Source organism: Natronorubrum sp. A-ect3 (assembly GCF_041821125.1).
In the GTDB taxonomy this organism is placed as follows: Archaea; Halobacteriota; Halobacteria; order Halobacteriales; family Natrialbaceae; genus Natronorubrum; species Natronorubrum bangense.
Genome location: NZ_JBGUBB010000007.1, coordinates 1 through 23,973, shown reverse-complemented (window position 1 = coordinate 23,973; position 23,973 = coordinate 1). Strand labels below are relative to the sequence as shown.

The 23,973-nt window shown below is 47.4% G+C and carries 16 protein-coding genes and 5 pseudogenes; 11 read left to right on the top strand and 10 right to left on the bottom strand.

Annotation, left to right across the window (positions count from 1 at the left end; translation table 11 throughout):
* Positions 1-52: 52 nt before the first annotated feature.
* Together ACERJA_RS16645 and ACERJA_RS16640 are read right to left on the bottom strand one after the other, a co-directional pair.
* Complete coding sequence (locus ACERJA_RS16645; RefSeq protein WP_373609382.1) at positions 53-535, bottom strand: hypothetical protein; 483 nt, start codon at positions 533-535, stop codon at positions 53-55.
* A gap of 203 nt (positions 536-738) precedes the next feature.
* Positions 739-1,074 (bottom strand): hypothetical protein, encoded by a 336-nt coding sequence (locus ACERJA_RS16640; RefSeq protein ID WP_373609381.1) that lies wholly within the window; start codon positions 1,072-1,074, stop codon positions 739-741.
* A gap of 609 nt (positions 1,075-1,683) precedes the next feature.
* On the opposite strand from ACERJA_RS16640, the gene ACERJA_RS16635 reads away from it, so the two are divergent.
* The 8 genes from ACERJA_RS16635 to ACERJA_RS16600 all read left to right on the top strand — a co-directional run bounded on the left by ACERJA_RS16635 (position 1,684) and on the right by ACERJA_RS16600 (position 9,464).
* Positions 1,684-3,003, top strand: coding sequence for a nucleotide sugar dehydrogenase (locus ACERJA_RS16635; RefSeq protein WP_373609380.1), 1,320 nt, complete (start codon positions 1,684-1,686; stop codon positions 3,001-3,003).
* The gene (locus tag ACERJA_RS16630; protein WP_373609379.1) at positions 3,003-4,082 is read left to right on the top strand and encodes a glycosyltransferase family 2 protein; all 1,080 of its coding nucleotides are present in this window, start codon (positions 3,003-3,005) and stop codon (positions 4,080-4,082) included. Before ACERJA_RS16635 ends, ACERJA_RS16630 begins: the two co-directional genes overlap by 1 nt.
* On the top strand, positions 4,075-4,968 hold the full coding sequence (locus ACERJA_RS16625) for a polysaccharide deacetylase family protein (protein WP_373609378.1): 894 nt from the start codon (positions 4,075-4,077) through the stop codon (positions 4,966-4,968). The genes ACERJA_RS16630 and ACERJA_RS16625 overlap by 8 nt, the downstream gene beginning before the upstream one ends.
* 2 nt (positions 4,969-4,970) lie before the next feature.
* On the top strand, positions 4,971-6,206 hold the full coding sequence (locus ACERJA_RS16620; protein ID WP_373609377.1) for a GNAT family N-acetyltransferase: 1,236 nt from the start codon (positions 4,971-4,973) through the stop codon (positions 6,204-6,206).
* Between the two features lie 59 nt (positions 6,207-6,265).
* Positions 6,266-7,282 (top strand): glycosyltransferase family 4 protein, encoded by a 1,017-nt coding sequence (locus ACERJA_RS16615; protein ID WP_373609376.1) that lies wholly within the window; start codon positions 6,266-6,268, stop codon positions 7,280-7,282.
* Complete coding sequence (locus tag ACERJA_RS16610; protein ID WP_373609375.1) at positions 7,279-8,382, top strand: glycosyltransferase family 4 protein; 1,104 nt, start codon at positions 7,279-7,281, stop codon at positions 8,380-8,382. Before ACERJA_RS16615 ends, ACERJA_RS16610 begins: the two co-directional genes overlap by 4 nt.
* A 322-nt stretch (positions 8,383-8,704) precedes the next feature.
* Positions 8,705-9,085, top strand: a complete 381-nt coding sequence (locus tag ACERJA_RS16605) for a transposase (protein ID WP_373609374.1) — start codon at positions 8,705-8,707, stop codon at positions 9,083-9,085.
* Between the two features lie 100 nt (positions 9,086-9,185).
* Positions 9,186-9,464: a transposase gene (locus tag ACERJA_RS16600; protein WP_373609373.1), complete on the top strand. Its 279-nt coding sequence runs from the start codon at positions 9,186-9,188 to the stop codon at positions 9,462-9,464.
* Between the two features lie 296 nt (positions 9,465-9,760).
* Here the strand turns inward: ACERJA_RS16600 and ACERJA_RS16595 are convergent.
* The 4 genes and pseudogenes from ACERJA_RS16595 to ACERJA_RS16580 form a co-directional block, all read right to left on the bottom strand.
* A pseudogene (locus tag ACERJA_RS16595) lies at positions 9,761-10,149 on the bottom strand (IS4 family transposase); the annotation flags it as partial.
* Positions 10,150-10,549: 400 nt separating this feature from the next.
* Positions 10,550-11,974, bottom strand: coding sequence for an oligosaccharide flippase family protein (locus ACERJA_RS16590; RefSeq protein WP_373609372.1), 1,425 nt, complete (start codon positions 11,972-11,974; stop codon positions 10,550-10,552).
* A gap of 51 nt (positions 11,975-12,025) precedes the next feature.
* Positions 12,026-13,192, bottom strand: a complete 1,167-nt coding sequence (locus ACERJA_RS16585) for a glycosyltransferase family 4 protein (protein WP_373609371.1) — start codon at positions 13,190-13,192, stop codon at positions 12,026-12,028.
* 27 nt (positions 13,193-13,219) lie between these two features.
* Entirely contained in the window at positions 13,220-14,053 is an 834-nt protein-coding gene (locus ACERJA_RS16580; RefSeq protein WP_373609370.1) for a hypothetical protein, read from the bottom strand.
* A 141-nt stretch (positions 14,054-14,194) separates the two neighbouring features.
* Between ACERJA_RS16580 and ACERJA_RS16575 the strand changes: the two are divergent.
* A pseudogene (locus tag ACERJA_RS16575) lies at positions 14,195-14,615 on the top strand (IS4 family transposase); the annotation flags it as partial.
* 1,808 nt (positions 14,616-16,423) lie between these two features.
* Here ACERJA_RS16575 and ACERJA_RS16570 read toward each other — a convergent pair.
* The 3 genes and pseudogenes from ACERJA_RS16570 to ACERJA_RS16560 all read right to left on the bottom strand — a co-directional run bounded on the left by ACERJA_RS16570 (position 16,424) and on the right by ACERJA_RS16560 (position 20,952).
* Positions 16,424-18,361 carry a hypothetical protein gene (locus ACERJA_RS16570; RefSeq protein WP_373609369.1) on the bottom strand — a complete coding sequence of 646 codons (1,938 nt, stop codon included), beginning with the start codon at positions 18,359-18,361 and terminating at the stop codon, positions 16,424-16,426.
* 78 nt (positions 18,362-18,439) lie between these two features.
* Positions 18,440-19,123, bottom strand: coding sequence for a hypothetical protein (locus ACERJA_RS16565; RefSeq protein WP_373609368.1), 684 nt, complete (start codon positions 19,121-19,123; stop codon positions 18,440-18,442).
* Positions 19,124-19,953: 830 nt separating this feature from the next.
* Positions 19,954-20,952, bottom strand: a pseudogene (locus ACERJA_RS16560) (transposase).
* A 215-nt stretch (positions 20,953-21,167) separates the two neighbouring features.
* Here ACERJA_RS16560 and ACERJA_RS16555 point away from each other — a divergent pair.
* On the top strand, positions 21,168-21,500 hold the full coding sequence (locus ACERJA_RS16555) for a transposase (RefSeq protein ID WP_373609452.1): 333 nt from the start codon (positions 21,168-21,170) through the stop codon (positions 21,498-21,500).
* Between the two features lie 832 nt (positions 21,501-22,332).
* Here the strand turns inward: ACERJA_RS16555 and ACERJA_RS16550 are convergent.
* Positions 22,333-23,157, bottom strand: a pseudogene (locus ACERJA_RS16550) (IS5 family transposase).
* A gap of 352 nt (positions 23,158-23,509) precedes the next feature.
* On the opposite strand from ACERJA_RS16550, the pseudogene ACERJA_RS16545 reads away from it, so the two are divergent.
* Positions 23,510-23,724: pseudogene (locus tag ACERJA_RS16545) on the top strand (IS630 family transposase); the annotation flags it as partial.
* Positions 23,725-23,973: the final 249 nt, after the last annotated feature.

Sequence of the window (23,973 nt, the reverse complement as noted above, 5' to 3'; positions counted from 1 at the left end):
TGCTTAGTGTCGGGCAGATCGGATCGAGAGTCGAGAAGAGTGGGCGGCTGTCTCAGTCGTCGATAGCGGTTCGAACCAGCGGATACCACGCACCGAGGACGGTGCCGTAGCCGATGAACGCCAGCAGACTTGGGCCGTGTTGGTACGGCAGCGGCAGGTGCCCGCCGGTGGCCCCCATCCAGAGTGGCAGCCCGTATGCGACGATGGCAAGCCAGCAGACAGTGCCGTAGGCAACTCCGAGGCACCCGCCGAGAAACGGCGACCGAAGCGCGGCCGTAAGCGGTACCGGAGCGTATCGATGGTTTGCAACGTGCGTCAACCCCGCGACGAACACCACCGCGCCGAGGAGGCCGTGGATGATAACGAGCAGCCAGTCGTGGCCCTCGAGGCCATACACCGTCGCGACGGCCTCGAGGTGTCCGGTGGCGGCTAACATGCCGCCGAACGAGACACTGGCGAGCAGCCCGGCGACGATCGCGCCGGAGATTGCCCTGCTGGACAGAGTCTCAGATTTTCGTGATCGTCTGTACGACACGACTGCTTGATTCGACTGCCCATACAAATACTTACTTAAATGCGTGAAATAAAGTGTAGGTATAATACACGACTGCTGTCTCGTTCGACACGCAGGATGGAAATCGGCTGGCACAGGATCCCCGTCGGTTCAACAGTCGAACTCGATTCGCGTATTCATGAGTTCGGCTGGTGACAGTGCAGTCCCCAACTGGTGCAGTCGCACTAGTACGGCCCACCGCGCCGACTCGAGAGCGCGTATAGATCGAGCACGTTGAGGATGATGATCGTCAGCGGAAAGGCCACGTCCGCGAAGGTGGTGTGCTCGAGTCGGAGGGTGGTGATGATGATCGGTTCGGTGAGCGACCCGTCGGTGAGGAGCGTGCCGGTGCTGAGAAAGACGAGCGCCACGCCGCATAGTGCGGCCCAGCTGAGGCCGCGTTTCCACTCTCGAGCGACGACGTGTCCAGTGCCCGGGAAGCAGACGGCCAGGAGGTACGCCGGCCACGTTTTGAGACGCGTGCTGCGGGTCGGGCGTCTCGTTGCGGATCGCGTCGACATGGGTTATCGCCTCCGGTGGTTCGTCGGTCGGTGTTCGTGGTGGTGGTCGACGATCGATAGCAGCGCCATAGCAGGTGTGTCCACGAACTCCCTGAAGAATGTCAGTCAGACGATTGTCCGACATGGCGGGGGTTGTGCTCGGGATCTTGGGCGCTTGTGTGGTGGGGCGGTGTTTTTCGGTTGTCTTTCGTGGCCAGTTGTCGCCGCGACAGTATTGGACCGTTTCGGGTTCTTGTGCCGCGGCCGCCGAGGTCACGTTCTTGAAGCGATATCAATGCATATTCTTATTATGATACTCATTCACACCCGAGTCAATAGCCAGTAACTATTTATGTTCGCTATTTATACTATTCAGCGACTAAGAAATTCGTTCGTTACTGGAATCGGATCTCTAGACTACAGCGATTGAAGTGCCATATCATGATTGGAACGCAGATCGGATACGAAGATGCGCTGACTCAAGTCCTCCAGTTATGGAGGCTGATCTAGTGATTGTGCAGGTCGGTATCCACGCCACAGTTCATTTCGATCGCTGTCTGCTCACTAAAAGAGCTACCAGATAGAGAGACAGCTACAACCGGTTCCGGAAGAGCGATTTCAGCACTACAGATGAGCAATAACGTTTACACACACTCAAAATCGAAGGGAGACACAGCGACGATCTGTATCGTAGGACTCGGTTATGTCGGCCTTCCACTGGCATACGAACTCGACGAGGAAGGGCACAATGTCTTAGGATACGACGTCAGTCAAACCAAAGTTGATACGCTCGAGTCCGGCACGGACCCAACTGGTGACGTCGGGGACGACAGTATCGCCGCCAGTGAGATCGATTTCACGACCGATTCAGCTGCGATTGAACAGGCAGAGTACGTCATCGTTGCCGTTCCGACACCAGTTGACGATCTCGAGAAACCCGACCTAGGCCTCGTCGAGAGCGCTGGACGGACGATCGGTGAGCATCTCGAAAAGGGGACGACTGTCGTCCTCGAGTCGACAGTGTACCCGGGTGCAACACGCGAAGTATTCGTCCCAGCGATCGAGGAGGCATCTGGACTGGTCGCTGGTGAAGAGTTCGGGGTTGGCTACTCGCCCGAGCGAATGGTTCCGGGTGATAGCGAACACGGGCTTCGAAACGTCGTGAAAATCGTGAGTGGGCTGACTGAAGAGACGCTTGCTGACGTCGCTGGCTTGTACGAATCGATCGTCGACGCTGGTGTGCATCGTGCACCGACGATCGAGACTGCAGAGGCCGCAAAATGTGTCGAGAACACACAACGGGATCTGAATATTGCGCTGGTCAATGAGTTAGCAGTGGCGTGCGACCACCTCGGGTTAGATACGGAGTCTGTCCTCGAGGCTGCCGAGACGAAGTGGAACTTCCACGACTACCGTCCTGGGCTCGTCGGTGGACACTGTATTCCCGTCGATCCGTTCTATCTAATCTACGAGAGCGAACAGCAGGGCTTTTCGCCGGAACTGATCCAGAAAGCTCGCGAGGTCAACGAGTACGTCCCAACCCACGTCGCCGACATGACGATCAAGGCGCTCAACGAGAGCGAGAAGGTGCTCGGAAACAGTCGCGTGCTCGTGCTTGGACTGACGTACAAGCCTGACGTTGACGACATCCGAACCTCTGCGATCGACGGTGTGATCGACACGCTACACGAGTTCGATATCGATGTCGTTGGGTTCGATCCTCACGCCGATGATGAACTCATGCGAGACGAGTTTGGGATCGAGGTTCAGGAAGAGCTCGATGTGGAAGGGTTCGACGGACTCATCATTGGGACCCCACACAGTCAGTTCCACGGGCTCAACTTCGGTGATCTGACGTACGATATGCGTTCGGATCCGGTCATGGTTGACGTCGATGGAACGTTTGAAGAGGACGCGCTCAAGAACGGATTCACGTACAAGAAACTGTAATGTATCGGGAACATACCGTTGGTGTTGTTATTCCAGCGTACAATGAAGAAGGGTTCGTCGGTGACGTGATCCGGGAGATGCCTGATTACGTCGACCGGATGTACCTCATCGACGACTGCTCGACAGATGGCACGTGGGACGAGATCCACGAGGCTGCTCGTGCGGATGCTGATGGGTTAGAGCTCGAGTACACCGGTGGACTCGACGACAGTAGAGAGAAGGCAAAGGCCATGACTGATGGTGGACAGACGATGCTCGAGCAGCGGGCAATTGTCGAAGGTTCGATTGGCCGTGTCGTGCCAATCCAGCACCGCGAGAACCTCGGTGCCGGCGGTGCGATCAAGACTGGGTATCTGGCTGCGCTCGAGGACAAAGTCGACATCGTGCCGACCGTCGACGGTGACGGCCAGATGGACCTCTCGCAACTGCCGCGACTGATGGACCCGATCGTTGAGGACGAGGCCGACTACGCGAAGGGCAACCGGCTACTGTACAAGGAGTTCCGTTCGGAGATGCCAGCGTTTCGCTTCTTCGGGAACTCGATTCTAACGTTCCTGACGAAGATCGCCAGCGGGTACTGGAAGACGATGGACCCACAGAACGGGTATACGGCGATCTCTCACTACGCGCTGGCGAACGTCGGGATCGAGAACATGTACGAGTACTACGGCTACTGTAACGACATCCTCGTGAAACTCAACGCCAAGGGGATGCGCGTGGCCGATGTCGCGATGCCAGCCGTCTACGGCGACGAGGAGTCCTCGATTAACTACATGACGTATATTCGGAAGGTTTCGGGGATGTTGCTCCGGAACTTCTTCTGGCGACTGAAGGTGAAGTACCTCGCGCTGGACTTCCACCCGCTGGCGTTGTTCTACCTGTTCGGTGCGGCAACAGCGATGTTCGGGATCGTCGGTGGACTATGGGCGCTCTATACGAGTATCACGTACGGTGACTCACTGTTTATGCGTGGGTCGGCGAGTCTGCTCCTGTTTGCAGTCGGGAGCATGTTCGTGATGTTCGCGATGTTGTTCGACATGCAGGCAAACGAGAACAAGGAGGTGCAGGTCCGTGACTGACGGCCAACTCGCGTGTGTGACACTCGACCTCGAGAACGACTGGTATTTCGACGTCGAGGGCTACGACCACCTGACGTTCGAGTTCATCGACGACTACATAGAACTGATAAAAAACCTGGACGTACCGGTCACGTTCTTCGTCGTCGGCCGGACGATCGAACGCTTCCCCGACGTGATCGACAAGCTGAGTACGGAACTCGAGTGTGAGTTTCACCTCCACTCCTACCAGCACGACACGTCAAAATCCTACGATTTCCGCGAGGAGATCCAACAGGGGAAAGCAGCGTTCGAATCGCATTTTGGGGTCGAGCCAGTCGGGTATCGCGCCCCACAGGGGAACATCGACCCCCACGAGTTCGAAATCCTTGAAAAGGAGGGGTTCGAGTTCGACTCGAGTGTCTTCCCCTCGTACCGGCCCGGTACCTACAACAACCTCGATAAACCGCTAGCACCGTACATCGCCGAGGGAACTGAAGAGCTCATCGAGGTGCCGATTGCGGCGACGCCCGTCACGCGGGTCCCGGTCTGTCAGAGCTACCTCAAGCTGCTGGGGCGGCCCTATCTCGCTTATCTCAAGTACGCTCCACTCCCGGATCCACTGGTGTTCAACACGCACCTGCAAGACTTCTACCAGACCGACTCCCACAATCAACTCCACCAGCCCAAGCGGTCGATCATGAAAAGAAACCTTGACGACTCGATTGAGATGTTCACGGAGGCGATCAAGCGGATTCGCGGCCGCGGGTATTCGTTCGGGACGATGACTGATATTGTGGAGACAAGCGTGTTACCCGGCCTGGGATACGAAACGGCTGAGGACCCGTCTGTACGAAAGAGCGAACGTACTTCGTCAGAGGTATATTCTACTGACGAGAGTGACGATTAGTAATGCGCGGAGAGTTTCGAACCGGTGATATCGAGCAATCGCAGGTACTATCCCTTCTGAATGAGTCGTTCGAGGACTGGGGCGACGAGGAACTTTTCCAGTGGAAGTACAATGAGTACCCCAGGTATGATCCTGACAAACACTCGTTCTCGATCACCATCGACGGCGAACTGGCTGCGTTCCGACGGGTATTCCGGAAAGAATTCGTCACTGACGAGGAGACAATCCCGATCCACATCTATGGAGACACGGCAGTTGCACCAAAGTATCAAGGTCGAGGACTGTACTCAAAACTCTACGAGCGCACGAAAGAGTACAGTGAACAAAGCGACGCGAAATACGTTGCTGCGTTTAATCGAAAGGGGAACCTCACGTTTGATGCCAACCTTGAGCGAGGATGGTCGTACCAAACGCTTCCGCTACAATTACGGATTATCTCTCCGAAGCCAGTGCTTAAAACATACGCTTCTTACATTACTAACAACACCCCTGTAATTGATTCGGTCCTAAAGACTGTTGGACACAGATTACATATCACTACCAGCGATGGTATCCTAACTGTAGAGGAAATGGTAGCTAAAAATAATAAATCTGGTTATCAATCGATAGGTCCCGTTCTTTCTGATATAGCTATAGCTGACTACGTTGAGGAAGTAAGTACAGATGGTAATACTCTCAAGAATATTCTTACTCGGTCTTTTAGCCTAGCTATTAATGGACATGTCTCTATAGATGGGACGTTAGATGATACAAAACCCAAATATGATGGTCTAACCAACATAGAAACACGTGTAAAAAACAAAATTTCGGGCGAGGAAATAGACAGAATTATATCTATATCTGGCGAGGATGAGGTATTTCGTCGGTCTGCTAGAAATTTACACCATCTAATTCAATATCCTAAATCAGATGTCATACTTGCTTATGATAATAACAATAATATTATTGGGTATGCAATTTTAGGGCCACAAAGAACAAGCGACGTGGTTGAGGGACGTATTCTTGAAATACAAACAAAAAATAACAATAACAGAATTCGTTCAGCTTTGCTTAACCGTGCTCTAGATAGGTCAATTAATAGGGGTTTCGATCTCTTGTTAGTGATATCGGAAGAATCTCTTGGAAGGAAGTGGGCAAGAGTTGATTACCAAACAATAGTATATAATAATATGAATGACGATTACATGAATGATGACTTTATTTCTCCTTCTAGATTTTCCTTTTATGATATCGTTTAACCTCAACAAGCCAAATAGAAATGGAAAGAATTATGTGTCCAAATGATTCGTCATCAAGTATGCCAATAAAGGTTTTACAGATTTCTACCACCAGTAATCGAAGCTTTTTACAGAATCAAATTAAAACGCTGGAAAAGAATGGAATTGATTGTGATCTTGTGACTGCTAATAAAGGGATGGAGAATTTTTCAAATAACGCTAACCCAGTGATAAAAAAGATTGTGGGCGAACCTGGCTATAACCCACGCTACTATTCCTATATGTCCATCAATCTATACCGGAAAATCCTTTCCTCCATATACAATAATGATTATGATTTGGTGCATGTTAATTCTGGTTTAGCAGCTCCATTCGGCCTACTTCAGCCAATTCGACCGGTTGTTATTTCATTTTGGGGATCAGATGTGATGGGTGAATATCTTAATGGATATTCAGCTGGGATATGTGACTACTGTGCTAGAGCATGTAATGAGGTCATTGTAATGTCAAGAGAGATGGATAGGCAGTTATCGACTGACTGTAGTATAATACCACATGGGGTTAACTTAGATGAATTTCGACCATTACCTAAAGCTAAATGTCTTGAAAGAGTGAACTGGAACAGTAATGAATACAATATACTATTTCCATATAATAAAGATAGGACTGAGAAACGATATGATCTAGCAAAGCAGATAGTCAATAACGTTAAAAATAATATCAATAAACCAATTAACCTTCGAGTAGTTACTGGTGTCCCGCATGAAGAGATTGTATATTATATGAATGCTAGCGATGCTCTCCTGCTAACCTCTAAACATGAAGGATCACCAAACACAGTAAAAGAAGCAATGGCGTGTAATCTTCCGGTCGTTTCAACCGATGTTGGAGATGTTGCTCAGTTACTATCTGGTGTAGAGAATTCATTTGTATGCAATGATAAAAGTGAATTGATTAAATGTCTACATGATGTCGTTGTCTCAGAAGAACAATCTAATGGGAGAGAGTTTGCAGCTGAACTTAGCCTACAAACAATGGGTGAAGAAATTATATCCGTATATCAGGATGCGTTAGAGAATAGGGGTAGTTCAAAATGAAAAATCCACATATCTGCTTTGTTGCTCCTTATTTGGACAACTATTTTGACTCACAAGCGCGAGATTCAGCGGGTGGTGCAGAGCGACAGCAATATTTATTGGCAAAAAATTTAGCTGAAGATGGTTATGAAGTATCAGCTATAACTTATAAACATGAGAATTCAAAGATCGACATAAAAGAAGACGTAAAGTTATATAAAATATTGCCAGAGTATTCATCTAAATTAGATATTCCCTTTTTAATTTCAAATTTGGCATTTTATATGTGGAAGATAGATGCAGATTTGTTCTATACACGAGGGAATACAGATTTGTGTATAGCGACTAGCTATTGTTGTGATTTTCTGAATAAAAAGTTCATATATTCTTTAGCTGATGACACTAATGCCTCAAAATCAACAGATAAATTCATTAATAAAATTTATGAGAATATATATTCCAATTCATTGAACATTTCAAATAATATTATATCACAGACTAATAATCAGAAGGAACTACTAAAAATAAATTATAATATTGAGTCCACAACCATTCCAAATATGTATCCTATTCCGAATAGAAAGAGAATTAGGTCCCATGAAGAGAGAGATTATTTCTTATGGGTGGGTGATATTAGTAGAGAACAAAAGCAACCCTGGTACTTTTTAGATTTAGCTGAGAAATTACCAAAAGTTGAGTTCATAATGGTTGGTCCAGGAAATGGAGATCCGTTATACACTAAGACAAAACAAAGGGCTCAGGAAATTCCTAACTTAGAATTTGAAGGGTTTGTTGAACCTGATGAAATTGGAAGATATTATAATAAAGCTATTGGGCTGGTTAATACCTCAAAATATGAGGGGTTTCCGAATACCTTTTTAGAGTCTTGGAGTTATGCCACACCGGTTATATCATTAACATTTGATATAGATGAGATCCTTTCCACCGAGAATATTGGATACAAAGCAGGAGATCTTCAAAACCTTAAGGAGATCGCAGAGGATCTGTACATTAATCCTGATAAGCGAAAGAGAATTGGCTGGAATGGGAGAAAATTTTTAAAGGAAAATTATAGCTTTGAGAAGATTTATCCCAAATACAAATCCATTCTCACTCCATAATCTATTGCACGGATTGTACAGGTCGTGACAGTCAAGAATGTCGTAGGTGCTGTCTCCAAGCGTCTAGATCGATGTTTCGATGTGCGCACCACATGTGACGTGCACCGCCGTCTCTTGGGACGTCTGTTTGGTCTCTGTGAACTCTTCCGCGATCGTGATCTTTGAGCCGGTTGAGACGATCGTACAGCCGCCACTGTCTAAGTCATGTGTCATCAAACACGTATACGAGGTTTTCCTGTTTATGCCACAGCCCCAGCGGAAACGTTACTTATGTTCTTAGGAATTAACCTCCACGACCACGAAGCACAAGTTGCCGTCGTGGATGACGACGGCAACTTGGAGACGAAGATTCGCTTACCAACCAACCGACTTGACGACTTGGCCGAAATACGCTGGGAGAGAAGCAGTCATCGAAGCTTCGAATAACTACCGTGCCGCTTATGAGTTGCTTGACGGGCATCTTGACATTACCGTAGCGAACCCGGAGAAAAACCGGCTTATTGCCGAGACTCCAGCTAAAACGGACCGTCTAGATGCAAAGCGTCTTGCTCACCTGCTTCATGCGGGAATGGTAGCCGAGAGTTACGTGCCCGAGGACGAGATCCGCGAATTTCGGGATCTCGTCCGCACACGTAAGTCGCATCGTCGAAGAACGGACAGCAGAGAAAAACCGTGTCAGGGACGTTCTCAAACACACCAATAACACCTACGATAGCGAGCTATTCGGTCCGACGGGACGAGAGTTCCTGGCGAAACTCTCTTTAATCGGTCCTGATCGAACGATTATTGAAGCCCATTTGGCTGTGATCGACGAGTTGGATAAGCAGGTTGAGGTGCTGGAAGGGAGGATCGAAGATCGAGTGTTGGAATCGCCAGCAGCACAACTACTGCTGACGATTCCGGGCGTTGGACAGACCAAAGCCGCAGTGATCGTGGCGGAGTTAGGTGAGATTGAGCGATTCGACACCCACAAGGAGGTGGTGAGTTACGCTGGATTAGATCCAGTAGTGCATCAGTCGGGTGAAACGGAGATTCATGGAAGCATCAGCAAAAGGGTCCAGGCGCGTTGCGCTGGGCCCTGATGCACGCGCACGAATAGCAGTCCAGTGTGATGATTACTTCGGGAATTTCTATACGTGATTGAAGCGGAGGAAGAACGATCAAATTGCGATCGTAGCCACACCTCGGAAGAGCTGGTATCAGTCTTCCAAATGCTGAAGCAAAACGAACCGTTCGATCCACCTGAGGTGAGTGCCTAAAGAGTGAAACTGCCACGGTTGGTGAGTACCTCGCCGCACAGCTACAGCTACCGCAAAAGATGTCTCCCGCCTGCTGGCTGTATACTCTGCCACATTCAACTGCTGTTCGGTGGTTTTGTGGTCGCTGGAAACGCTGTAAGGAGCCGATGCAACCTGAACACGGTTGCATCGGCGATCATCGTATCGCGGAACTGGGTGAGTTGCGGTGCGATGGTGTGCAGAACCGCGACCTCCTCGAGCGCGTGCGCGAGGAGGTCGTCCAGGAGGTCACGAAGCTCCGGCGTAAACCGCTCGTAGAAACTGGAGCGAGCCACGGTTTGGTTAGTCGCAGTCTAGTAGGCCCGCTGAAACGCGGCAATAGAACGGGTTTCGCCGTCCACAGCGAAGCCCAAAATGAGCGACCAGACGAGCATCGTGATGTCGATCGTCCGATGCCTTCGATGAGGTTTGCGGGAAAGAGGGAAGTCAACCGGCGTTGTATAAGTATTGGCGAGAGTTCAGGTATCACAACCCCTCTCTACGCGGTTTCTGAAGATAAGCTCATTAAGACGCTGATGTCTGTCGATTTCGCATCTTAACCGAACACGGATGCTGTCCGGGGATAGCTCTGGAGTTCTTTGATCTTCCCGGTGCATGGGAGGACTGCGATCCACTCGTCCGACCGGACGAACTGTCGCAGCTCATGGACAAGACACGACTCTTTGTGCCCAATTGTGCCGTTGTAAGAGGGTCCTCTATCGGCGATCTCAATGTCGGGTAGCTTGGTCGTCCTGCTGACTTCGTTCGTCTATGAGGTTTCCTCGCTCCGTTGTCGGGACTGTCGTTCGTGTATTCGGGCTTGAGATTGACAACGGACATCGCCAAGTCGAACTCGCCGTCGGAGTCCGTCGTGTATTATAGACATAGTTTTATATATTTGGAATGTTGGAAAAGACTGTTGTTCGAAAGCGGTTTGATATCCCAATAAGTAAGGAAAAGTAGACTATTGCTCCAGTTCCTCCAAGTAACAAAACCAACATAAGATTATAATTCCCAACAAGAGTGGTCTCACTAATCATACGTACTAAATATACAACTATCCCCATGGTCATAGCTGCTAATAGTTGTCTGAAAATTTCCGATGACGGAATCTCGATATTAATAATGGAATTCAGGTAATAATATGAAACGAGAAGCCCTATTCCTGCAGAAAGAAGAGTAGCAACCGCAGCACCAATCCAACCTAAAGTTGAAATCATTACCAAATTAAAAAATACACTTGATATTATGAATATACAATTAGCGCGAAATGCCAGATCAGGGTGGTCAACTGCATTCAGTGAGTTCACAAGCTGTTTGTTATAGGTGTATATGAGCAAAGCTAACACAAGAATAGTTAAGACTTCAAATCCAGACACAAAATTGTCTCCAAACATCAAGAGTATTAAGTCCCCGATTACAACCGATCCTATTACCCCTGGTATTAATATTAATCCACCATATGCTAAAGAAGCTTCTGATAATTTAGCCACCGACCTTTGATCATCTTGAGACGAATTTTTACTTATTTCGGGGAATAATGTTTTACTAATTGCCTCACCAAATATATTTAGGAATGTTCCGATTGACCATGCTACAGAATATATGCCAACTGTTCCTGCCGGAACAAAGAGCCCCAAGATAGCTATATCTAAAGTGTTAAACGTTCTACCTCGTATACTTCCCATCCAAGCATACTTCGCATAGTTAAACAAACTCAATAAATGCTTTCTTTTAGGTATAGATATAGAAACTCCAAGAATAAATAAACCGACTAATGAGGTTAGAATGTACCCAGTGGCATAACCAAGTAGCATTCCGGTGAGTCCAAACCCAAGACCGACTAATAGGATTTGAATGACAGCCCTTATTATTTGTTTCCCAGTCGACAATATCGCATATACATGGACAAGATGTGATCCTTGCAAGTTAGCGTTTATAAATGATTTGAATAGTGTAACAAATAAAAGTAATATAACGAAATCAGAGACCGGAACTCCAATATATTGGTTTATATAGTCGCGGAATACATAAACTAGAAGAGACATTGAAGAAATCATAACACACATAATTAACAAACCCGCACCTGCGAATTTTTCAGGTTCATTCCCCTCACTGATCCTTTTTGTAATTGCTTGAGAGAATCCAACCTTCCCTCCAATTCCTAACCAGGTGACTAATGCTAAAACTAATGAGTATTGCCCTAAAACAACTTCGCCAGCTACCCTAGCAATGTATATTGTTGCAATAAATCCTAAAATTGATCCGATTACCTTAGAGATGAAGTATACTATGGATGTTTGACCAAGTCTCATATCTCTTAATCTCTCCTCATAGTTTCTAAATATGGCTCTTTCTAAAGTATATTAAATATTTGAAATAAAATTAAGTATATTATTTGCCCTATTGTCCCAGCTATACTGCTGGACGTTCTTTTTTGCATTTTTTGATATTGCTTTTGATAGCTCTTCATTTGATAGTACTTGTTGAATAGCGTTTGCCAGCTGAGAAGAGTCCTCCGGATCAACAAGCAGAGCATTATTTCGGTGATCTAGTACCTCTTTAATAACATCTATTCCTGAAGCAACAATTGGTTTTCCAGCAGCCATATATTCAAATAGTTTTAGAGGGGATGGCATCCAAGCATCTGTTGTATAGGGTGCAATTAGCACATCACTAGCTAGTTGATATTTGTGCACCTTATTTGGTTCAACAAACCCTGTATAATTTATATTGTCACAATTTGGGGAATTTGATTTCAAACGTGTTAAATCCTCTTTATAGCCGCCAATAATATAAACTTCAGCATCAATATCCACGGCTGCTCTTGTAAGGATCTGGGGCCCCTTTCGTGGATAGAGGTGTCCAGTATATGCCACTATCTTAGAAGACAGAGGTAAATCTAACTCTTTTCTTAAAGAATTCCTACTCCTGGTATTAGCTCTCTGGTATGGTCTCAGGTCAACTCCATCTGGCGCCACAAAACACTTTCCATCATCTATACCGGTGTTTTTCTTTGTAACATTCTTCAACTTTTCAGTTATAAACACCACACCGTCAACGTTCTCACACAAATGTTTCTCTAGCTTTTGAGAGTATGGATTGTGATGTTCGTAAATTATTTTTGGTGAAATACTATCTGGCAATATATTGAACCAATTTGATAGTAGAATAGTTGAATAAAAAGATCGGCTATAAATCACATCAGTATTATCGATTTCTTTTGATAATAAATAATACAATAACCTTAAGTTAATCATACCTGATTGTACTCCTTTTTTAAAAATCCGAGCTGGCAGAGAGCCTCCTGGTTTAAATGATCGTACTTTAGATATATTAAATTCATTTTTGACATCATAAAACCCAGATATATGGCTCCACGAAGTATGGTTTTCCTTGTAGAGTGTGTATGAAGGACAAATAAATTCTAATTCTTCGCCTGACTCAACAAAAGAGTCACACATTTTCATCTGCTGGATTGAGTGAGCTCTTTTACTAGGAAGATCAGCAGTAGAGAGGTAATAGATAGTCATTTATTAATATAGTAGTTGTGCTTTTTCTTAACTACTATCTTTACGCAAATCTCTATCATGCGTTCTATTCAAATTTATATCTGGATGGTTCTTATATCTTTCTTTTAGGCTTTTTGGGGAGGAATGCATTTGTGTATATACGTTATATTTGGTTTCTTGCCATTTCTTATGCCTTACTAATACTCTAACAGGTATTTTTTCTATTCCAAGAATCTTCGCGATCGAGACTCGATGTCTTCCTTCATCTAGGATTAACTCACCATTTCGACCAATGTTTATGGCAACTTCATGATATTCTGGTTGTGGATAACGAACTTTCTTTGGGACATTCTCATCCTCCATTAGTAGCTCTCTCTGAGTTTTATATCCTTTTTCCTTCATACTATTATATAGTTTATCTAAATAACATAATCTGCCCTGAACTTGTTTTTTTGACCCCTTCCACCTAGACACTTCTAACATTTTTTCATAGATCTCTGTATCCTCCCATGGAACCCCGTCTTCAAAATGATTTTTTAGCGAATGATATCTCCAATACTGATCAAGTTCTTCAAGCACATGTTCATTATCAGTTGATTTTTTGTCCCATTCTCCGGCCAATATGTATGTTCGATAGGGACTTAACTTCGAATAGAAATTTGGCCTTATTTTATAGTTTATATTATTTAAATTTACTAATAATAACTGATCCGGTTTAGGAGCAGCAACGTCATATTTGATTTGGTGGTGTTTATCTTGGACTCTTCGTAATATATGATATTCCCACAGGTAATCCTTTGATGAGAGGAGTGTTGAGAGTACACCTCGATCGTTAAAAGAGTTAAGAATAAAAGTTATTTTGTCCCTCATATTGGAATCCACTACACAACCAGTGTATTTAATATTTCTTGTCTTCTGAGACAGTTTCTGTCACATACCATCCGTCTTTAGTTAGGCTCGAAACCGCACGATAGCGGCGGCGTATCGAGAGTTCTTTTCGGGAGGAATGAGGAGGTGTTAGATATGCACTCTGAACCCTCATCATGTGAAGTAGAACGCTGTCTCACTAACTTCCTTCCATCTGAGACGCTCGAAGACTCCGCCGATACTGTCGGCGTGGTCGAGCGCGATCAGAAGCTGCAGATTCCACCGCTTGTCTGGTCATTTGCGTTCGGCTTTGCCGGCGGCGCAAGCCGAACGCTCGCCAACTTCAGACGAAGCTACAACTCCACTGCAGACAAGTCGCTCTCACCAAGAAGCTTCTATCAGCAGTTGGCGCCGACGCTTGCAGCAGATCTGCGCGACCTCGTCGAGCCCGTACTCGACGAGGTCGCTGTTCCCACACTGTCTTAGAGGAGTCAACTGATTCAGAGACGTGATGATCGCAGATGCAACTGTTCTCCGCCTCCATAAGTTGCTTTCTGAAGAGTATGAGGGTCGCCACGTACTTCCAAGCGAAGTGTGAAACCGACTCACCAGTTTGTGAGTGATTGTTGAAAGATAGCGACAACAGGACGATCGTTCTCTATCAGATCATAACAACTTGTCGAGTTTGTTAGAAAGATGGTGCGGTAGGTTGATGTGTCCATGACCAACACCGCACCGGTTGGAACTATTGTCTCGACGAATGAAGAATTACCGGTTCTGCGTCTGTCTCAACCGGAGTGTCCTGACTGCGGTGGTCCAGTGTCTAAAAACGGTGAATACACGCGGCACCCGCACGGCTGCCAGCCCGTGCGGGTGCAGCAATACATCTGCGCGAGCTGTTGCTCGTTCTCACCAACACACCCATCGGTTGAGGATGATCATCACTATCCACGAGCAGTCACGCAACTTGCGACCGCAGTTGATCTCCTCACCGACTCTTCGCTCGAAAATCGGCAAGATCTCCTCACCATCCACTACAACGTCCGCCCTTCCGATCAACAGATCCACAACTGGTGTACTGAGCAGACGGCGGAGATCGTCGAAAACGATCTCCCGTCTACTCCGGCGTCTACACCTACGACGAACAGTACCTCACGATCGACGGCAACCGTGCGTATCGACTCACCGTCTACGACAAACTACCCGTGCACCGGTCGCCGAGACCATCGTCGACCGGTGCACCAAGGCGGCAGTTCGTGAGTTTCTCACGACTGTCCTTGCCGAGAAACCGGTCTCTGTCATCACAACCGACGGTCGATCAGACTACCCAGAGATCATCGAGGATGATTTCGACGCTGTCCACCACCGCTGTAACTTTCACTTCATCAAGAACGGTGAGAAGAAGCTTCGTAACACCGTTCTCGAGAGTGTTCATTACAGTAACACAGAACGTCTCCAGGGGGCAATTGTCTGGAGTGAGTTCAAATGAGTGTTTGCTGCACACTCGTATGAAGCCACTATCCGTCGATTTGAGGCAGTGCTCGATAAAATCGAGCAGAGCTGCAAAAGGAGTTGCGAACAGCCGTCAAAGAGGTGATAGAGGAGTTCGATACGTTCCTCGGACACCTTCGGCATGAAGCGATTCCGAGCACGACAAACAACCTGGAGCGATACTACGGCCATACGAAACCGACGCAGATCAAGCGTCGGTTTCGCTCAGGTGAGCACGCACGAGCATTCCTGCAACAACAGATGCGTCTGCGCACGGTCAAACAAGGTCTCATCTCTCGTGAACGGCCGCTTTCGCTTGCGCGTGAACTCTTACCAGCCGTGTCGATGGAACAGCTTCAGCCGCTGTTTACCGAGTCGAAACAGCGGTACCTTTCGTGGCGAGATCGAGAGACGGGCTAAGGATTCTCGGCCAGCGCTAGCCGCTCTTGCCGAGCGGCAGCGCTGCCCACTCACGTAGATATCGTCGAATAAAAGATAGAATGAATTTACTTCCCGTATGACTTTCCTATATTTCCCGTCATTTCTTTAGCAGAACTTGCTCGGTAAGCTCGTGGACTAACTCGATGAACACTTCTTCTACAACGACTGCAAAGTCAGTGATGAACCGATCAAGCGTCCGCTGAGACCGCAGTCGCTCGAATCCATACTTTCGCCAGACATCTTCGTTCCGTAGCTCTCGTCCATTGGCCGAAGTCGGTAGATGTCACGGTAGAATCAATGAAGGGTGCCTTTCAGTAATTCTGGGGGTTCGTATACCCGTGCTCGTCCCCTCAAATTGGGGTCGAACACGGGATAGTCTGAAAGAAACGAGAGATCAAGCGGCACAAGACTGCACTACCGTCGAGGCCTAACTAAAGACCAATGCGTCACATACTAACTAGCTTTTTCCACAATGATGTTTGCATTATTGTAGATGGATACACTCTCATTTGTCCAATACCCAGAAGATTTTTTATAACCCTGTTTGGAGCTGATATATGTTGCTTGCGATCCTCGCGATCCAACTGGCACACCACTATCATGTATCGCATCTATTCTACTAACTCTATAAGTATGTTCAATACTACTTTCAGGGTTATCAATTACAACTGTTTCAAAGGGCAAGTAATATCTATTGTTGTCTATAGAAACATGCCTATCAAAATAACGTGTGACATACGAATCAGATTCAATAATAGGTTCCTCTGAATAGTGATCTTCCATATACTCTAGCCCATTCATTTCTGCTTCAGTAAAGTGCTTTTGCGGACCAGTCCATTCCAGATCAAGTGAATCGTCTGACGCACTGCCATATGTGGGGGTAGTCATTGCAGAGAAGATGATGAGAAATAGGACAGGAACAACTACAATATGATAATAATTTATGTCATCTCTATATTCTATAATTCTGAATAATCCAATAGAACAGAATATGAATACAAATGGACTCACTAAAAGCATGAATCTGTCAAATCTTAGAGTCCATGCCAACTGGTCTATGACATGAATTGGACTAGGAATAATAAGAGGTGTTATTAATATAATAAAAAACCCTAGCGGGAATAGTAAATCATTATCATAATTGTCTATTGAATAGTCTATTCCAAGAAAGAGAGTAACTACAAGCGTGTATACATATATGTATCTTGTTATATGGTCTAAATTTGATTCACTAGAATCCGTGCTACTACCACCAGAGTAACGATCGGCAGCATATCTTTCTGGATCCAGATATGCTGACATTATAAATTGAGTGAAATCAACAGATACGTATAACCAATAAACAGCTGCTGATATAATTGTAATTAATACGATATGTCCTATATGGCGCTTGAGATTATAGTTAAGGCTGAATAGTAAATACGGTGCAGATAAAAGAAAGAGCACAACCATTATCTGTAAAATCGATACACTATGTGTCGTCAATATGAATAAAATAAAGACGCAAGATAATATTATTTTCGATTGAGTATCTAATACTTTATGTCTGAATATCAAATATACGAGAATAAAGAAGCCCATATATGCGAATGTTCTTGTAATGACGTAACTGCTATAATAAATGTATAGGGGAAAAGTTGAATACATCAAACAAGATCCTATCGCTATTCGGTTGCTTCTAGTTATCTCTTTAGAAATGTAGTATAACAAAGGCATTGTTCCGATAAGGGCGAAAGGTGTAGCTGTCGCAGTTGACAGAACAATGCCATTGCTTGTCAGAATAGACACCATTGAAATAAATATATGATAAAGAGGAAATTGATTATATTGACCAGCAATATCCATTGGTGCTACATAACCACTTTCTTCAATGATTGATGCATATTCATAGTGGCCAAAAAAGCTTGTTCCAGCAAAGTAAAAATTGTATTTTAACCCAACTGAATAGGATATAACTAGTGAAAGGAGAGCTATTTTCAAAAGAATAAGTGCATAGTTCGGATCTTTGGCAAATATTGAATTAACAAATATGATTGTAAAGCAAATAGACACTCCTATAAAGAAATACCATGGACGGTATGGTTGATTAAACAAAGAGAGTATAGAAAAGATCAAAACAATGCTATAAATTTTTGCTATGCGAGATTGGTTAAACGAATACATATAACCCTCTAGATCAAGCTGTTTTGTTTTCGCGCCCAAAGCATGTATGAATGCTGCGGAAATAAGAATTGGCAAGCCAATTGTGATGAATGAAGTTATGACCATCCCCCTCCCACCGATCAAATAAGATGTCATAAGACCAAGAGGCACTAATAGAGCCAAGAAATACGCAAATAATGCTGAATTCACACTTGATATCTTATGCTTGCTTTTATTTACAATACTCATAATTCTAATGAAGTCTGTTAAAACATCGGAAAAAGTGCTTCTGGCCTGGAACAATGGAATGCATTATATGTTGTTGTATTAGCTTAAATGCAATCCACATTCTATGGACGGGCATAGTTCATGTTTTACACAAATTTGTACTGGTATTTTATCGATCTCTAGTATTTTTGCTATAGATAATCTATGTCTACCATCTACAAATAGAGGTTTATTTTCCCTCCCAAGATCAATCATAACTTCATTAATTATTGCTTTTCTAAACCTATTCCTGATCTGCTTTTGTGGTTTATACCCATTATTTTTTATTTCATGGAATAGTCTATCTACTTTTTCCCCCTTTCCTAATAAATCCTCCTTATTTGAACACCCATCCCACGTATAGTGACCTTCATTCACCCGATTTAATGACAATTTGAAATGTTCAGTTTCTTCCCAACTTTTCCCTCTCTTGTACCGATCTATCATTGATTGGTGGAATACTGATTGGTTATAATTAACTGAGGGGCGGCGGGTTTCATGCCATTCTTTGCTCTCATAATTTGGTTTATAGGCGTGGCATGAACGTACATCCCACTCCCCCTTGCGAATATTCCCATAGTCACTCCATTTTCTCCTCCAAAAGGGAACAGGCCGCCTGGTAAATTCTTTTATTTTGCTAGGATCTATATACGCTTCCTGGAATAAAGGGGGGTTTGTTCGACAATTTTCTAATTGTCGCTTCTTTATTCTCTTATTTATATCACTAGATACTGCCCAGTACACCGAATGTACGGCATTTTTGCACCCATTACACATCATTTTGTTAACCCAATCTCAAGTCCTATGGATAGCATTAAATTCATAGAGTAAAAATCTACTGTTTGAGTAACATGCGCAAGAGGGTTTGTATATAGGGCGTAGTTGAATAGCGACCTGCCGCCAGACCGACTTCGTAGCAGTCTCATGAAGGGTCACTCAATGGTGAACCAAGTGTATCGCTGGGGGCTGGCAGATTGCCGTAATTAAAGATTCCGCGATCCGCACCGAGGACGGTACGCACTTCCGCCAGCAACTCATAGTGCAAAAGCTTGGTGGTGTTCCACACTGCTTCCGAGGATAATCAGGCGTAGGCTGAGAGGAGCTATCTCCCGGATGGTCTTCACGACTGTTGATCATCATGCTGACCGTGCTTGCTCACAACAACGTCCCCGCTCGCCGATTTCTCACGAGGTTCAAGTCAGCGTTTACAACCCGATCAGACGGGCCCACGTGACCGAACTGGGAACGGATCTGGATCACGCTGATCAGTACTTTAGAGCGCTGCTTCGTCCTGGCAGGCGCAAGTACATCACAGTATTGGCTTCTGGTGTCGGTGTCCAGCAGGAACGATTCGAACGGTTCATTCGAGAGAGTACCTGGGAGTCCTCGGTGATCTACGACTAGCTACGGACCACTGTTCCCGACTCGGCACAAGGACCCGACGCAGCGATCATCGTTGATGGCGTGGGTCTTCGAAAAAGGGCGATCACAGCGTTGGTATCAGCTCCCAGTGGTGTGGCGCCGCCTCCGTCGACAACTACTAAGTCATGATCGGCGGTGGTGCAGAACAGTTCTCATAGCGTGATCGTTGAGCTAGCGACATCGTTTCCTCGATGGTGGTTAGCGAGCGCAACGGCAACCCGGAGGCAAAGAGTGAGGAAGACGTGCGATTTGACTCTGACTCGGCCTCGGACTCGTGGAGATCCGAGGCCGAGGACCTTGCAGACGCCGATCGCCGTTTCAACACGCGATCGCTGTGAATACGTTTCGTCGAGCTGACGCTGCCAAAGACGGACTGTCTCGCTATGCTCTTTGATTCGGTCTTCAACCCGCTATTCGATATCTAGCGGATCGTCAGTATTCCGTGGATTGTATGGTGCAACTGGCACGACCGCCTGCTCCAGCAGGTGGTCGTGCCAGTTCAGCATGTCAAACTCGGAGTCACCAACCATCCATCGTGGAGTTTCAACGGCGAGCGCGTCACGCGTGACGCGCATCGCCGTCTCCTGGTCAACCTTCTTCCCGGACGTGAACGCTGCTGCAATCGGAATGTTGTTTGCTGCGGTCACTACACAGCATCCATAGCCGTAATAGAAGTCATCGTCAGTGTGATCGTAGTTCCACTGAGCGTCTTCATCACGCTGACTAACCGGGATATCAGTTCCATCGATTCGGAAGAGCTTGCCGAGCGGGACTGGCTCGGCAAGCTCGTGAACTAACTCGATGAACACCTCTTCTGCAACGACTGCAAAGTCAGTGATGAACCGATCGAGCGTCCGCCGAGACGGCGGTCGCTCGAATCTACATTGTCGCCAGACATCTTCGTTCCGTAGCTCTCGCTCCATTGGCCGGAGTCCGTAGATGTCGCGGTAGAAGCAATGGAGGACGCCTTTCAGTAATTCTGGGGGCTCGTGTACCCGTGTTCGCCCCCGATTCGAGGGGGCGAACACGGGATAGTCTGTGAGAAACGAGAGATCAAGCGGTTCAAGAAGTGCCGTTGTCTCTGTCTCCAGAGCTTTGAAAACCTGTGCGGCCGTATCGTTACCCGGTAGGACGGCTTTGCTGCTGGACACATCAAACTCGTCCTACCACCTCCTTGTGAAGACTTCTGCACCACCGCTCAATCAACTGTACGCTCGCCCGGCCAGGTGCTGATCGCAACGCCGACCACGCACCGACCGCTTGGCTCTCAGCTCTATCTCCCAAAGGGTGGACTGGCGAGGACGAATCAGTCTACGACTCCCAACACGAACGTGAACAGTACACTCAGCAGTAAGCAGACGCCTTTATTTCACCAACCATCGGTCACCAACCCAAATACAATATCGCGGCTGATCGCGTCGAACAAGCCGTCGACGCCGACATTGAGTACGCCTGTATGCTCGGCGATGCCAACTTCGGCAGACGCTCGGCGTTCAGAGAACGACTTCATGAACTTGACGAATCATACGTCCTTGCCCTCGAAACCACAGGATTGCACGTCGTTGGTGAATTAGCGGAGGTGCTCGAACCAGGACCAACCGACAAACGAGGCCCGCCACGTCAGTATCACACCGTTCCGGACGATGTCGACACAGAAACAGCCGCAGAGATCGCCGATGAACTCGAAGAGGAAGAATAGACAGAGGTGACCCAGAGCGGGGGTACGGACGGCAATCTCACAGGGTTGTTCTTCCGGAAGTGCGTCCGAGTGTACGGACGCGTACTTCGGTCGGGTTGGCGAAGAAACGGGCTGGCTGGTCCTGCAACGAGATCATCACTCGGGAACCAACGACAGCGAGGGCGAACTGGCAGCCTGGCTCTGCTGGGGACTCGACGACGCATCGCTCAGCGAGCTTGTCGAGTGGGCACATCTCTGGTGGACGATAGAACAGTACCACCGTGACATCAAGCAGGTGCTGGCCGCTGACGAGTTTCAGGGCGGACCTGGCGCGGCTTCCATCACCATATGTCAGTGGAAATGCTCACTCAAGCGTTCGTTGCAACCCACCGCCTCGAAACCGGTGGGTCAACGGTGTCTTTGACTCCTTCGAGTCGGTCGCCAAACAACTGGTCCGGTTCGCAGCGATCCAGCGGTTGATCGACGAGCATGGGCTGGACAGAGCGACAGCTGAAACGTTCGGCACAGACATGTTGCGCAGATTCTCTGAGTGGAGCTAATTTGATCGGCGGCGGCATCTGCTTGTACCGAACTGCTGGGCTCGGCCGTGACTGGATTTACTGTTGTCTGCGTCTGCTCACATCGTCGCCTCGGACGGAGACGACCACGAGAGAGACCTCACGCATTCATGCACTCTCGTCCGTCGCTCCGCTGAGTGATCAGCGAAACAGCTGAACTCCTCAATCGAAGGCAAATTGATACTCAATCGGTGGTGTCGCCGTTTTTCCCGACCGATGTATCATCGATATAAATGAGTAGGCCGTGGTGAATCGCCATACTGCGCTTGATTTCACTAGTTGACGGCATGCTTGATGTTGTAGACGACACACATCAGGACGATTTCACGGAACTCACGATACCAGCTTCGCGCACGCACGGAATCGCCGAGCGTGCGCTTGATCACCGAGAAGACGGTCTCAGACAACGCTCTCTGGCCGTAGAGAGTCTCATCCATCCGCGCGTTATGCGCGTGATCGATGGGACGGAACTCTCGGTGCTTAATCAGCGGCCTTACGTCCTCTTCCCGGAGCTTATCACGCAACCGTTGTCAGTCGTAGCCTTTGTCGGCGGCGAGGCTGTGCAACTCGCCCGCGTTGCGGCGGGCGAGTTGCCAGCCGATCTGCGTGTCGTGGCGTTTCTTGGTTGTGCAGTGAGCGTCGAGAACAGCCTGTGACGCTGTATCGATGAGAGCGGTGGTTTTGAGCGTCTTCAGGCGGTAATTCGTTCGGCGGCAGTAGTGTTTGCTGGCGTTCTCTCGGTCGAAGAACGTCGCATCCATCGCTGCATGACCAGATGGCCCGTGCAGCTGCGCCGACAGGCGCGGCAGCACTCGCCAGACTGCTATCTTGATCCTGTCAAACGCCTTCACTAGCGTCGAGTGATCTGGGAGATCGGCCCTCTCAAGGCCGATCTCCGCCAGTATTTGTGGCATCTCGCTCAAGAGATTGAGCGCTTCGCGGTAGGACTTCTCCAAGTAAATCCGCAGACAATGCAGCGAAACGACGGCGTAGTCGGCGAATCCGCCGCCACCCTGCGGGGTGGCGGATTCGCCTCGGCCACCAACAGCACTTTTAGCCAACGTCACTACCTTCCCAGTGAAGCGGGAAATTTTGGACATAGAGCATCAGCCGTTTCCCGCTTCAACTCCCTAGTTCTGACGGTCGAAGTCTACGCAGTCATGCGATTCACCAGAGCCAAGGAGTACGAATCTGCGGGTGTTTTGAGGAGATCCGCGAGCAGAATCCGCTTGCCGTGATTCTGCTCGTGTTGGATAACTTCTCATCACATTGGTCTTTAGTTAGACCTCAACAGCCGGTTTGATGGCGGTAGCGAGTTGTTCCTTGTTCCTGGAGAAAGTTTGGGGGGACAGCGAGCTCGTTGAGCACGGACTCGACGAGGTCGCACAGATCTGCTGCAAGCGTCGGCGTCAACCGCTGATAGAACCCTTCTGATTCTTTCAGCCGATAGTATCATCACACATCTGCAAGTACACGCGCAAGCGTGCTCACGAACTCTAGATTCATCTCAACCCAGTCGAACCTGTCTGGAAAAGTCTCAAGTGGGAGTCTTCGCCGCTAATCGTCAACAGCGAAGACGAATACCGGAGACACCTTGACGAACTACTCAACCAACTACCGTAAAACTGAGTTTCGTTGCATCATGGCTTGACAATCACCTCAGTTGATTCCTCAATAAGATTCGCTAATTACTACGGGGTGAGCGCGACCTGCCCGAGGAATTCACGTTGCCGTCTTGCGATCAACGCGGAACTCTATTTCCTATTCACTCAGTTACCACACTGACGTTCACTCCGTTCGTCCATGACTCAGCACAACTCACGAAGCGACGTTCTGGAAGTACCGATCTTCCTCATCAGACTAACACTGTAGCTTCAGCTTTCACACTAGTCGGGAAGTACCCAAAATAGGTAAAA

Coding starts and splice junctions, on each gene's coding strand:
- ACERJA_RS16640 (WP_373609381.1), bottom strand. CDS start 1,074: ATGTCGACGCGATCCGCAACGAGACGCCCGACCCGCAGCACGCGTCTC.
- ACERJA_RS16630 (WP_373609379.1), top strand. CDS start 3,003: ATGTATCGGGAACATACCGTTGGTGTTGTTATTCCAGCGTACAATGAA.
- ACERJA_RS16620 (WP_373609377.1), top strand. CDS start 4,971: ATGCGCGGAGAGTTTCGAACCGGTGATATCGAGCAATCGCAGGTACTA.
- ACERJA_RS16635 (WP_373609380.1), top strand. CDS start 1,684: ATGAGCAATAACGTTTACACACACTCAAAATCGAAGGGAGACACAGCG.
- ACERJA_RS16570 (WP_373609369.1), bottom strand. CDS start 18,361: ATGAGTATTGTAAATAAAAGCAAGCATAAGATATCAAGTGTGAATTCA.
- ACERJA_RS16605 (WP_373609374.1), top strand. CDS start 8,705: ATGACGACGGCAACTTGGAGACGAAGATTCGCTTACCAACCAACCGAC.
- ACERJA_RS16610 (WP_373609375.1), top strand. CDS start 7,279: ATGAAAAATCCACATATCTGCTTTGTTGCTCCTTATTTGGACAACTAT.
- ACERJA_RS16615 (WP_373609376.1), top strand. CDS start 6,266: ATGCCAATAAAGGTTTTACAGATTTCTACCACCAGTAATCGAAGCTTT.
- ACERJA_RS16590 (WP_373609372.1), bottom strand. CDS start 11,974: ATGAGACTTGGTCAAACATCCATAGTATACTTCATCTCTAAGGTAATC.
- ACERJA_RS16585 (WP_373609371.1), bottom strand. CDS start 13,192: ATGACTATCTATTACCTCTCTACTGCTGATCTTCCTAGTAAAAGAGCT.